12 protein-coding genes are annotated in these 12,654 nt (G+C 35.1%); 7 read left to right on the forward strand and 5 right to left on the reverse strand.

Annotated features, from left to right (window positions below; all coding sequences use genetic code 11):
* The first annotated feature begins 17 nt into the window (after positions 1 to 17).
* From KM885_RS08345 to KM885_RS08360, 4 genes are all read left to right on the forward strand, one after another.
* The gene (locus KM885_RS08345; RefSeq protein ID WP_204798174.1) at positions 18 to 1,067 is read left to right on the forward strand and encodes a glycosyltransferase; all 1,050 of its coding nucleotides are present in this window, start codon (positions 18 to 20) and stop codon (positions 1,065 to 1,067) included.
* Positions 1,068 to 1,986: 919 nt separating this feature from the next.
* Positions 1,987 to 2,421: a hypothetical protein gene (locus KM885_RS08350; RefSeq protein WP_204798175.1), complete on the forward strand. Its 435-nt coding sequence runs from the start codon at positions 1,987 to 1,989 to the stop codon at positions 2,419 to 2,421.
* A 51-nt stretch (positions 2,422 to 2,472) separates the two neighbouring features.
* On the forward strand, positions 2,473 to 2,976 hold the full coding sequence (locus KM885_RS08355; RefSeq protein WP_216883774.1) for a hypothetical protein: 504 nt from the start codon (positions 2,473 to 2,475) through the stop codon (positions 2,974 to 2,976).
* Positions 2,977 to 4,227: 1,251 nt separating this feature from the next.
* Complete coding sequence (locus KM885_RS08360) at positions 4,228 to 4,797, forward strand: Uma2 family endonuclease (protein ID WP_204798814.1); 570 nt, start codon at positions 4,228 to 4,230, stop codon at positions 4,795 to 4,797.
* Between the two features lie 160 nt (positions 4,798 to 4,957).
* Here the strand turns inward: KM885_RS08360 and KM885_RS08365 are convergent, their stop codons facing one another.
* The 3 genes from KM885_RS08365 to KM885_RS08375 form a co-directional block, all read right to left on the reverse strand.
* Positions 4,958 to 6,673 (reverse strand): ABC transporter ATP-binding protein, encoded by a 1,716-nt coding sequence (locus KM885_RS08365; RefSeq protein WP_204798815.1) that lies wholly within the window; start codon positions 6,671 to 6,673, stop codon positions 4,958 to 4,960.
* A 294-nt stretch (positions 6,674 to 6,967) separates the two neighbouring features.
* The gene (locus tag KM885_RS08370; protein WP_216883775.1) at positions 6,968 to 7,801 is read right to left on the reverse strand and encodes a deoxyribonuclease IV; all 834 of its coding nucleotides are present in this window, start codon (positions 7,799 to 7,801) and stop codon (positions 6,968 to 6,970) included.
* 15 nt (positions 7,802 to 7,816) lie between these two features.
* A complete protein-coding gene (locus KM885_RS08375; RefSeq protein ID WP_216883776.1) occupies positions 7,817 to 8,617 on the reverse strand; it encodes an Fpg/Nei family DNA glycosylase in 801 nt (266 codons plus the stop codon).
* Between the two features lie 307 nt (positions 8,618 to 8,924).
* On the opposite strand from KM885_RS08375, the gene KM885_RS08380 reads away from it, so the two are divergent.
* Positions 8,925 to 9,101, forward strand: a complete 177-nt coding sequence (locus tag KM885_RS08380; RefSeq protein WP_204798818.1) for a hypothetical protein — start codon at positions 8,925 to 8,927, stop codon at positions 9,099 to 9,101.
* A gap of 357 nt (positions 9,102 to 9,458) precedes the next feature.
* Here the strand turns inward: KM885_RS08380 and KM885_RS08385 are convergent, their stop codons facing one another.
* Positions 9,459 to 10,457 (reverse strand): HAAS signaling domain-containing protein, encoded by a 999-nt coding sequence (locus KM885_RS08385; RefSeq protein WP_216883777.1) that lies wholly within the window; start codon positions 10,455 to 10,457, stop codon positions 9,459 to 9,461.
* Positions 10,444 to 10,806, reverse strand: a complete 363-nt coding sequence (locus KM885_RS08390; RefSeq protein ID WP_204798820.1) for a helix-turn-helix transcriptional regulator — start codon at positions 10,804 to 10,806, stop codon at positions 10,444 to 10,446. Before KM885_RS08390 ends, KM885_RS08385 begins: the two co-directional genes overlap by 14 nt.
* A gap of 270 nt (positions 10,807 to 11,076) precedes the next feature.
* On the opposite strand from KM885_RS08390, the gene KM885_RS08395 reads away from it, so the two are divergent.
* Positions 11,077 to 11,559 (forward strand): IS1096 element passenger TnpR family protein, encoded by a 483-nt coding sequence (locus KM885_RS08395; RefSeq protein WP_204798821.1) that lies wholly within the window; start codon positions 11,077 to 11,079, stop codon positions 11,557 to 11,559.
* 120 nt (positions 11,560 to 11,679) lie between these two features.
* Positions 11,680 to 12,603 (forward strand): RpnC/YadD family protein, encoded by a 924-nt coding sequence (locus KM885_RS08400; RefSeq protein WP_204798595.1) that lies wholly within the window; start codon positions 11,680 to 11,682, stop codon positions 12,601 to 12,603.
* Positions 12,604 to 12,654: the final 51 nt, after the last annotated feature.

The following is a 12,654-nucleotide window of genomic DNA, read 5'->3' on the forward strand; positions in this document are numbered from 1 at the left end:
GTAATGGGGGAGTATACGTGTATGAACCAATGGTGAGCATAATTGTACCAATCTATAACGTAGAAGAATACCTAGAAGAAACTTTAAAATCTTTAGTGGAACAGACTTATAATAATGTTGAAATTATATTAGTTGATGATGCATCCACCGATAAGTCACTTCAAATTGCTTCGCATTTTGCTGAAGTTTATAGAAATATTAAAGTAATCGGTCAAACTTTTAATAGGGGTGTTTCGGTTGCAAGAAATACTGGATTAGACTTAGCCAATGGATCATATATAATGTTTGTTGATTCAGATGATTTACTTAGTAAGAATGCTGTTCAAATCATGATGGGAATTGTAAGTAAATATAGTGCGGATTTAGTTTTGGGAATGTATAAGAACTTTAATGACAATGGGATGTATTTACCTGCTATTTTCCAAAGTTATGTGGATTTATCTGAAGGTATTAGGGTATTTGACTATATAAACACAGAGTTATTTTCGAATGTATATACCTGGGGAAAGTTATATAAAAAAGAGTTGATTGAAAACCTCTATTTTCCTGAAAATATTAACTATAATGAGGATATACCTTTTTCAATGTATACCTATCTATATGCAAATAAAATTTATTTAGCCCCTACAACTACATATTTTTACAGAATAAGACAGCAATATGATTCTCTTTCGCTTATAGCTCCAAAAAACCCAATCTCTTCATTGAATGATATCTTTGCATCTTTTAAGGTTGGTATGGAGTATTTTGAATCATTTGATGATAAGAAATATTTGTTAGAAATATATATTAGTAGAGTAGTGGCTGGAAGTATCAAATATATATTTGAGGGTGCCTTACAAACAAAAGATGCACTTGTACATAAAAAAGTTTTAGAGCATCTTATTAACTGGATTAAAAGTCTCAATCCCACGATAGTTTATAATCAAAGCTTTCGAAAAGTATTTGTAGAGAATGGGGGACAGTATCTTAATCTGATTGATAATACTTCGGCAAAATTATATATTGAATTATTAAGGATAATTAAATTCAAGATGCAGACAGTTTTTGAACAGAAAAATATATGAATGTTATGAAGCATAACATTTAAAGGATTCGATGATATGGTTCTTCGAAAAATCATCAATTTCAAGATTTTGTATTCGTGATGTTGACTGTACTTTGGTAAACATAGAACAATGACAGCACAGTATCCTTGCTGGTAATGGCTAGTGATTATTAAGCTCCTATCCCAAAAAGATGGGGAAGGTTCAACGACTAGGATAGACCATCTAAGGCGTAAGCTGCGATGATGAAATCCATAGGTGAAACAATGGTTATCAGCATTGTGAATACGAAGTGCCCGCCCCCTAGGTTGCTAGAGGGTGAAGATATAGTCTGGTCATTTGTGAAAGTAAATATTCGCACGATGGCGAAATAAATGATGGAACAAACTAAAAATTCAATTCTTGGTCAAGCAGTAAGCAATGTTGGCCCAATCTAATCAGATGTCTCAAGGAGTATTACAACTCTTGAGATATTGATTAGAAGGGTGTCTAGCTTGATAATGACTAGAGTATAACTGGGTGAATTGCTGAAACTTCCTAAAGCTTTATCAACCACAACGTACTGGAAACGGTCAGCGTGAAGGTCTTAAAATAATAAAAATGAAACAATGGATAATTAGCAGTCAAGCTTCTATGAGGAAATTCTGGAGAAGGTCCAACGACTAAAGAAGTACGGTCTAAGCCAAAAAGCTATGACTATGAATCTCGTAGGGCAGTGAAAACTGTTCAAAGTGCCTAGCTCCATGGAAAACGTGGATGAAGATATAGTCTATTCTGTAACCAAAAAGAACAGCGCAAAGCAAGCCAACCAATTACCATAAGGAGTTTTACAACTTCTTCGTTAATTTTTTTATTAATATTGGGACTCTAGTTTTACTGGAGTCCTTTTTAAGTTTAGAGATCTTTTATAGGGTATTAAATATTCTAGGAGGATTAATTATTGGTTGTCACAAAGAGAAAAGAGAATTTTATGATTGCTCCGAATATTGATGTTCCCACTTTTGAAAATGATATTCAATTATTAAATAAAGCGCGCACGGAGATGCAGGCCCTTTATTCAAATTTATTGAATTTAGATAGTTCAACCTTTTTAAGGGACGCACTTAAATTAGGGCAGATAAGCTTTAAATCAATAATCGTTGCTAAAAAGGGAAATCAAGATTATATTCAGATACATCATAATCAAGTTAGATGGCTAGTAAATTATTTTTATTATATAAGTGAAATTAGAAGAAACCAAATTTCGTATTCATACTGTCCAGTCTTAAATCAACATCCATTAGACGTAATTAACGGGGTACTAATCGGGAAGGAGAAATTAATCAAAGCCTGTACACCTGAAAGAAAAAAAGATATATCCTCGTCATATGGGTAGGGTTTAGGATTTCTTTTACTAGCGAATCTAGAAAATGTTTCTCCATTAGGAGTGTTAAAAATTACTAACGGAAAAGATTCAACTCCAGATTTTACTGTTATTAATAAATATAAAAGGGTTTCTATCCTATCAGAGATCAAGTCTTCAATAAACGATAGGCCTTCAGATCCGAAAAAACAGTTGTCTAACTCGAATAATATAAGCGGTTTAGGTATTCAGGTTAAATTTAATAGTGAGGAATCCCCAGTAGAAATTATACTAAAGTATCCCGTATATTCTTTAGAAGGAAGTATTATTTTCTCAGTTTATACTAATATTGCTATACTAGAAAGTCTTTTGAAATTAGAGGAAAAAGATATTGTGAGTTTAAAGAATCCTCAGTGGGCTAAAGAGATTGTATCGTTGTTTGAAGGGTTGGAGAAATTAAACATTAATGAATTAATAGTCGATGATTATTTATATACTGGAATTGATGTGGTAGATAATTTTTTTAGTTTATATTTTGATTATCAAGAAGATGGTAGTAAAGGTTTGGAAAAAGTATTTAAGGTATAGTTTAATAAAGACATATGGATAGGCATAAGCATTATGATTCTGAAGTGCTTTAACCTGCTAAGAATTATTAAAGGGATGGTAAAGTCATGGGCTCTGATGTCAGTTCTATTGACCTTGCACGGATGGGGATGATTCCCAATTGATAAATTTACCATGTTTAATAATTCACAAAAATAAATAGCTCCTATTGTTGTTACTGCATTAACAGCGGTTGTAACTATAATCGCACTTGTCACCAATCAAAGAAAGAAGTAAACTGCCCCATTCTCGGCCAAGATTAGGGTAGCTACTTCTTTAAAGCAAAACATTTACTTGGTCAACCTCTTATTATGCGGTATGTAGTTGGAATTTATCGGGTGCCCTTAGTGCCCGATCGTTTTTTAGTATTACAAGGTGTTTGCTGACAAGTAACTCATATATATTCTTTTTGATTATTATGCCTTTTTTTGTAATGTATTACAAGTGAGTGATATTTAATCCAGCCCAGAGTAATAAATTTCTTATCAATTCAATTTATATAAAATATTATACTAAATATTATGTTAATTTAAATCACTATTAGCTATTTAAAGGAGTGTTTTAATGTTATTAAATCATGCAATACACAAGACATTTGATGATTTTGAGTAGGTATATGAATACCACTTTGACGATAAAAACGGTACATTAATTGAAACTGATAAAGAACTAAAGCCAGGGCAAGTTGTTATTTTACGAGATGTAAATGATTATGCAATTATAATTGAAACAGTATGGGAGAAGGATGGAAAGCAGTTTTTTCCTTATGATACTGCGGAGAAATTTGTAGTTCGAGGCAGATTGCCAAGGAATAGGGATTGAATGGATAAACAGAGGGGAAAGAAAAGTAGGGGGATAATTATTAAGAACTCAATATTATCATTTGCAATAGTATTAGTTTTGCTTTCTTCCAAGTTCTCCATAAAAGATATATTTAAATAGTCTTAACCCCTGTCATTGCTGTGTTTTGTTAAAGAAAAGCACAGAAATCGTGTCAGTGCAATCTACTTCTTGTATTTTAGCGATTCATTGTATTTACTTCTCGCTAACATTAAGCACAAAATCCATTATGACCATCCATTTCTTAAGTTGTCATTTTTTATTGTATTGCATTACAATAAAAGTATATGGTAGATGTGGTAAACAGTAAATATTGTTTTTTCACTAAACTAATCTTTTGAGTGGTTTTATTTTCATCCTTATGATTTATTATCTTTTAAGGAGGGTAAACTCATGAGTACTCCCCAATTTGATAGAAAACTATCATATTCTGATTACTTATTATGGGATGATGAAGAACGTATTGAGATTATTGATGGTATCCCTTACAACATGTCCCCCACACCTTCTACAAAACATCAACAGGTTTCTATGAATTTGTCTTTTCAACTTATGAATTTCTTTAAAGAGAGAAATTGCCAGGTGTTTGCTGCCCCATTTGATGTACGATTATTTTCTAAAGGGAAAAAGAATGACGAGGTATTTAATGTTGTGCAGCCAGATATTTCTGTTATTTGTGATACAAATAAGCTTGATGACCAAGGATGTATAGGATCACCAGACTTCATTATTGAAATTCTTTCACCTTCAAGTGTAAAAATGGACAAAATAGTGAAAAGGAATTTGTATGAGAAGGCAAACGTAAAGGAATATTGGATAGTAGATATACTGAACAAACTTATAGAAGTTTATTATTTGGATAGTAAAAATCAATATGGTAAGCCACTCTTCTTTACGATAGAAGACGATATAAAATCTTATTTTTTTGGAGGACTAGAAATAAACCTTAAAGAAATATTTTGAAATATGGATCCTGTCCCCGTGCTTCTAAGTAGTGCTTGCCACCGCTCGAATAGGGCCATTGACTAGTTTTCAGTTGCTTAAAAAAAGATTGTTGTCACAGACATTAGAGTAATAGTAAAAGAGAACCTCCTATCAGGCTAGGAAATTCTCTTTTTTTATATCAACTCATCTGTACATGATGCAAGTGTGCAAACATCCCATCACGTGCAAGTAGTTCTTCATGACTGCCTTCTTCCTCAATTCCATCTTTGCTTACCACCATAATGCGGTCGGAATTCTTTATCGTTGCCAGCCGGTGGGCGATGACTAAGGTTGTACGGTCTTTTGCCAAATCACTTAGTGCTTTTTGAATGATTGTTTCTGTTTCCGTATCTAATGCAGATGTTGCTTCATCTAGGATTAGAATAGGCGGCTTCTTTAAAAACATGCGGGCGATGGCAATCCGCTGTTTCTGGCCACCAGACAGTTTCAAACCACGCTCACCGACCTGTGTTTCGTATCCATCTGGTAATTCCCTAATAAACTCCTCCATATGTGCCTGTCTTGCTGCGGCTTCAATTTCTTCATCTGTCGCATGTAGATTTCCATAGGCGATATTTTCACGAAGGGTACCTGTAAACAAGAAGACATCCTGCTGGACAACACCAATTTGCTGCCGCAATGACTTTTTCGTTATATCACGAATATCGATCCCGTCAATGGTGATGCTACCTCCTGTGACATCATAGAATCTTGGAATCAGCGAGCATATTGTTGTTTTTCCAGCTCCGGAAGATCCTACAAAGGCGACGGTTTGTCCTGCTTTAATGTCAAAGCTCAGCTCGTTCAACACGGGAGCTTGCGTTTTTTCATAACCAAATGTCACATGATGAAAGGAAATGTCTCCTTTTAACGTTTCAACTTCTTTCGCGTTTTCTTTATCTTTCACATCCGGGGAAACGTCCAGTAAATCAACAAAACGCTGAAAGCCAGCCATCCCTTTCGGATACAATTCCAATAACGCGGTGATTTTTTGGATAGGATTGAATAGTACATTAACATATAATACAAAACTGACAAGTCCCCCGTAGGATAGTTGTCCATTAAAGGTTAGCCATGCTCCAACGACAAGGACGAGTAGTGTAATCAGACGCATCAGCATATAGATATTGGAATGGACGAGCGCCATCACTTTATATGCTCCAATTTTTGTTTTTCGAAAACTATTGTTATCTTCTATAAAACGGTCCATTTCAAATGTTTCATTCGTGAAAGATTGGACAACTCTCACGCCAGACACCGCATCCTCCACACGGGCATTAACACCGGCTATCTTCTCATACATCTTCTTCCATGCTTTGTTCATCTTTATATTACTAAAAGCGATAAGGAAAATAAGAATAGGAACGGCAATTAATATAATGAAAGCAAGTAATGGGTTGACGGTAAACATAATAATAAATGTACCGACAAAAGTCATGATAGCAATGAAAAAGTCTTCTGGCCCATGGTGTGCGAGCTCACCGATATCAAATAAATCATTGGTGATGCGGCTCATAATATGTCCAGTTTTGGTATTATCAAAAAATCGGAATGACTGTCGCTGAACATGGCGAAACAAGTCCTCTCGCATGTCTGTTTCGATGTTCACGCCAAGTTTATGACCAAGATACGTTACAATATATTGTAAAAATGTACTTAATAAATAGACGAGCAACAATAAAACACTAACCGTTACAATCAGATTCCAGTCATTCCCTGGTAGCAGTTCGTCAATAAACCACTGTACAGCAATCGGAAATGCCAGTTCCAAAATCGCAACAATGACTGCAGCTGTAAAATCTATAATAAATAACCGCTTATGCGGCTTGTAATACGAGAAAAAACGGCGTAGCAAACAACACACTTCCTTTTCTTTAATCTATAAAACTAAGATTATGCTTAGTTTTTATTAGTTTTAATTATAATGGCTTTACCTTTGGTCTGTACCATTTTCATTGAAAGGCTGGACACTATATTTCTATTTAACTATTTAATCATATCAAACCCGCTATTAACCTTCTTTCTGCTCCGATTATACATAATGACAGAAAAAGAGAAGAAAAGCAATATGGAGGGTTACTTCTATAAGATTGACCAAAACTGTAAGATGTCGTTGTGGGATAAGGGGAAGGACTAGTCCAAATGTTTCCTATCCCCATTTTTCCTGCAATTGCTTAATCTCCTTCTCATGTGGCACTACTTCTTTAGGAGTTTCCAAAATAAAGGGAATTCCTTTCAACTTAGGGGTTTTCATTAATTGATCAAATTGGTCTTCTTTAATGTACCCACCTTGAAAAATAGGAGCGTGACGATCTTTTCCTTCTCCGCTTGGATACTTGGAATTGTTAAGATGAATGACTTTTAGTTCATCAAAATAGCCTAAGTCCTTTCCTTTTTGAATAACTTCCGCCCAATTATCTCCATTCCATAAACCACAAGAAAAGGCATGACATGTATCCAAACAAAATCCAATTTTCTCTGGGTAATCACAAAGTTTCCTAATTTGTACGAGCTCTTCTAATGTCGTACCAATTGTTCCTGGCACTCCTGCGTTGTTTTCTAGCAATACTTTAGCCTGTCCATTCCACTCGGATAAAACTTCATTAAGTACTTCGATCATTAATTGATAGCTTTCGATTAACGTTTTGTTTTTAAGGTGTTTACCAAAATGAACAACTGCACCTATCGAACCACAGCCCTCTGTTATTTCCAAATCATTTAAGAGGGAACGGATAACCTGCTCACGCTTTTTCACGTCATGGGGAGTTATACTCGTTGGATATGGTGTATGGCTGACAGATAAAATATTATTTTCATCACAAAACGTTTTACATAAAGCAGCATCATCTTTATTAAAGTCTTTGATGGACAGACTTCGTGGGTTTTTCGGGAAATATTGAAATGCTGCAGCACCCATTTTGAATGCCTTTTTTGCCGCTCCTAAATATCCGTCTCCAATGGAAAGATGACAACCAAAATTCATATTTATTCTCCTTGTTTAATGCTGGCAGTTGTTACAAAAGTATGTTTTTCGTGACGAGATTTCTTTTTGGACAATGGGCGCATGACATCGTGGACATGCTTCTCCTTCCCGGTTATGAACGAACATTTGATAACCACCTGTTTTATTATCTTCCTTATAAAGGGGATCCATGTACCCACCTTGCTGGATGCCAAGGTGAAGAATATATCGCATTGACTCGTATAGGTTGTTAATCTGAGCTACATCTAAATCTGGTATGTTTTTATCTGGCAATAATTGTGCATGCCAAAGAATTTCATCGGAGTAACGATTTCCGATACCGGCTATAAACTCCTGATTTAGCAGTGCAGATTTTAGTTTGCCTCTTTTTTTATTCATCATGTCCCTAAATGAATCCAAAGAAAAATTAGGATTAAGTGGTTCAAATCCAATGTCTTGAAATTCCTGGTCAACCATTTCTTGTGATAAAAGATGCAAGTAACCAAGCCTAAGACCTATAAAATAAAGATGCTGATTTCCAAAAGATAACCGCACTTGTACCGTCCGATCTGGCTTATCATGTCCATCTCCGTAGAACATTTTTCCACCTAGCATAAGATGTAAAAGTAAACATGACCCATTTTGAAGCTTAAATATTAAATACTTTGCCCGTCTTTGAATGGTTTCTAATTTCTGGTTTTCTACTTGAGCTTTAAATTGGTTGATTGGAACATTAATGGATTTTTCGCGATTAATCGTTACTTCTGCGATCTTTTTGCCGCCAATTAATGGTTGTAGTAAAGATTTGTACGTTTCCATCTCGGGTAATTCTGGCATAATCGGACTCCTCCAACATTTTGTGTACTACCATTATTCCCTCGATATGGATAAGTTATGAGTGGACCTAATCGCGAAAAGACAACTCTAGCTAGACTCCATTTTTGGTTGCATAATATTGGTTTGTCAGTCATGATGATTGCCATTGGTTTAGCTATTGCAGGTGTAAGCCCGATACTTTTATCGATAAGCAAAATCCAGTAGTAGCAGCACTCCTATGTAAAATGGGATTAAACCCAGCAAAGATGGAGTTAATTTTTGGATTTTTCGAAACTTACCTAAAGTTAAACGAAAAGGGGAAAAACAAATGAATGAGAAAGTTGCGAAATTACCAAAAGAAGAAGCGGATCGCATTCTAGAATTACCTAATTCTTATTTGGAAAAGGGGATTGAAATAGGTAAAGAAAACGAACGAGAAAAAGTAGTGCAAAACATGCTGAAAAGGGCCTGCCCGTTGAACAAATTGCGGAGTTATCGGGAATAAGTGTAAAAAATGTGATTAAGATAAAAGAAAAGTTAAGTGGTGGAAACTAGGTAAGATGGAGATAGTGCATATGTTGCCTATCCCCATTTTTCCTTCAATAACCGAATCTCTTTTTCATTCATGGGGTACTTTTTCCGCTATCCAACGCGCTGCCCAACCACATCTTGGTGGAAATATTGATTTAATATTATGAGAAATAATACCCAAATGATTTACATCGTAGTGAACGTTATTCGGGTATTTATTTTCTACAGAAGTATGTTGAAATTCAGGAGTAAGAAAATTCGCTACTCTGCGTTATCACCAAAAACGCATAATTGAATATAATCCTACTCAACCATGCGTCATTTGAAGATATTATTTTTTTCGAGCTTTAATAAATCCGTCCACAGCATCCCACACTAAACCGATAACAAGCAGAATGATAATCCAAAATGTTAACTGATCCCATACCTTATTTACAATGTCAAACGCTTCAGATCCAACTGTAACCACACCGGCTTCTGCTAATTCGTTCATAAATTCAGGATTCCAAAAATCAGGGCCATTTATTATAAATACTATCGCGGCCATGGAAACTGCATTCACAATGATCGTAACAATTGCTAACTTATATGTCCATTTTCCTGAAACGAGTTTTAGGCATTCTTTTAAAATTCCGAACCCAAATAGGAGAATGATAAACATCAAATACGAACCATACGTTTGCTCATTCAAGAATGGAACAACACCAGTAAATTCGTCTTGGAATACCCAAATTCCAAAATAGTCACTGGAAAAGGCGAGAAATGCAATAAAAATAGCGTAAAAAATAATTCCTGCTATGGATTCACCACGTTTAATTTGTCTCTTTTCATCTGGAATTGGTGGTAAATCGGATGGTTTCCATTCCTGGCCGATTAAATCCTTTCGCTTTACCTCCCCGGATCGTTCACCTATCGCAAAGCTAAATGTCGTCCAACCGAAAGCCATCGGAAGGGAAGTAACCAGTGAAACAATCATATCAATAAAATAATCTAGAATAGAAATGGGATCTAAAATAGTTTGGATTAAAAAGCCGATACCAATACCAGCACTTACCACAATAAGAACAATCTTTAATACTAAAATATAGGAATCAAAAAGTTCCGGACCAATTAAATATTTCTTAGTACCCCGATATTTTTCTGCTAATTCATTTGGGCTATCAAGTTCCAATAATACATCCTCAACATCACTTTCTTTTATATTCGCAATACCAACTCGTTCTTCCAACATATCTTCAATTAATCCACGAAGCTCATCAGCAATGTCTTTTCGTTGAGCTTGTGGCAGCTTTTGGGTAACCGCATAGATATACCGATCAATGGTCTCCATTCTTTTCGTCCCCTTCATTTTCAATAACATGATTTAAGCTGGAAACGATGCTTTTCCATTCTACAACCAGCAAATCAAAAACTTCCTTTCCCGTTTTACTCAGTAAATAATATTTCCTCGGTCTAGCCTCATTCGTATCCCATTGACTATCTAAAAGACCCTGTTTTTCTAATCTTCTTAGCAATGGGTATAATGTTCCAGGCTCAACAGGTATCCCCTTTTCGCTTAGCATCGTTACGAGGGAATATCCATATTGGGCTTCAGAAAGTTGGCTTAGTACACCAATCGTAATGGTACCTCGTCTCAATTCCTGCAACAATTTATCTAAATGTTCCTTTGCGTCAGCCACATAATCAACTCCTGGATTTATTATAATGTATGATGCACACTATTGTAAAGTGCACATTAATGTTGCTTATAAAATGTACTAAAGAGAAAATGGTCTTATTAATGTGGTTTTGATATTGAGATAGAATTCTTTGCCCCTTTGGATTTTGTCTAAAGGTTTACAGCCACTTTAATTTGGGGCCGAATTGCCTTTTTAGGAAAAAGTTGCCCTTTCTTAAGTTGTTATATTTTATTGTAATGCATTAAAATAAAAGAAAAGCGAGGTGATCCTGTGATTTATGAGTTAAAAATTACATTACGTCTTTTAGATGAATCTGTTTTTCGTAAAATTCAGGTTGACGGAAGGATAACTTTTTATGATTTACATCATATACTACAAATTGCATTTGACTGGGATAATTATCATTTACATGACTTTTCCGTTACGAAGACAAATGGGACTAGGGTAGAGGATGTGTCGATTACGCCAAATAGTGAGAAAGAAGATAATTTTTTTATCATGAACGATGAATATGATGAAAAGAAAGAAAAAATATCTGATTGGTTTAAAATGGCGAAAGATACTGTTATCTATACATATGATTTTGGTGATGACTGGAGACATGAAATTACTTTACTAAAAAAGATAAAGCCCGAAAAAGGGGTCAAGTATCCACACTGTGTTGATGCTGAATATTTGGCACCCGAAGAAGATAGTGGGGGTCAATTCTGTTTAGGGGAAGCTGAACCGGAGGATATAGACCGAAAGTGGTAAAACGGATCCTTTTTTATTTTTTTCGATCTTTGATAAATCTGGAGTAAATATAGATAAATGTTGTAATTTTTAGTATAATCGAATAGAGTTACTATCAAAATTTAGAAAGGTTGTAATCTATTGGAATCATCATTATTTGTCCTCGAAAGAAAACCCCCTTACATTGACCACGACCGCTTGTTCAAGGAGTTAATTCAGACCTTTTTCCAAGAATTCATCGAGGCGTTTTTCCCCGAAGAGTATTCCTACATCAATTTTTCCACAGCAAGATTCCTAGAACAAGAAATATTTACGGATATTATAAAAGGTGAGAGGCGAAGAATTGATATCTTAGCCGAAGTTAACTTCAAAGGAGAAGATAAAATACTTCTTATTCATATCGAACCACAGTCTTACTACCAACAAGAATTCCATGAACGTATGTTTATTTATTATTCCCGTCTCTACGAAAAACATCGCAAACCCATTTTACCAATCGCTATTTTTAGCTATAATGATCGTAAAGAAGTCCCTGAACAATTAACCGTGAAGTTCCCAAGCCTATCTGTATTAGAATTTCGTTACCTTAAACTTCATTTGATTAACAAGAACTGGCGTCAATTTATCCATAAGGACAATCCGGCTGCAGCTGCACTACTCAGCAAAATGGGATATACGGAGGAAGAACGTGTACAAGTAAAACTGGAATTTTTGCGTATGGTTAGTCGAATGGAATTAAATCCGGCAAAAATGGAGTTAATCTACGGTTTTTTTGAAACATATCTGAAGTTAAACGATAAGGAGGAAGAACAAATGAATAAAGAAGTTTCGAAATTACCAAAAGAAGAAGCGGATCGAATCCTTGAACTACCCAATTCTTATATAGAAAAGGGAATTGAAATTGGAATAAAAGAGGGAATTGAAAAAGGAATTGAAAAAGAAAGAGAACAAGTAGTTCACAACATGCTGAAAAAAGGGCTATCCCTTGAACTAATTGCAGAAGTGTCGGGGTTAAGTATAGATAAAGTAGTAAAGATAAAAGATAATTTGGATGGCGAAATTTAGTTATCCGGATGGGCTGGTGCAATGGGATTTCGTATCAGCCCCTTTTATTTA

Origin of the sequence: Oceanobacillus caeni (assembly GCF_019037185.1) — a bacterium.
Lineage (GTDB): Bacteria > Bacillota > Bacilli > Bacillales > Amphibacillaceae > Oceanobacillus > Oceanobacillus caeni.

What these genes read in the sequence shown, in the direction of transcription:
- KM885_RS08360 (WP_204798814.1), top strand. Translation starts at nt 4,228, where the DNA reads ATGAGTACTCCCCAATTTGATAGAAAACTATCATATTCTGATTACTTA.
- KM885_RS08370 (WP_216883775.1), bottom strand. Translation starts at nt 7,801, where the DNA reads ATGAATTTTGGTTGTCATCTTTCCATTGGAGACGGATATTTAGGAGCG.
- KM885_RS08375 (WP_216883776.1), bottom strand. Translation starts at nt 8,617, where the DNA reads ATGCCAGAATTACCCGAGATGGAAACGTACAAATCTTTACTACAACCA.
- KM885_RS08380 (WP_204798818.1), top strand. Translation starts at nt 8,925, where the DNA reads ATGAATGAGAAAGTTGCGAAATTACCAAAAGAAGAAGCGGATCGCATT.
- KM885_RS08385 (WP_216883777.1), bottom strand. Translation starts at nt 10,457, where the DNA reads ATGGAGACCATTGATCGGTATATCTATGCGGTTACCCAAAAGCTGCCA.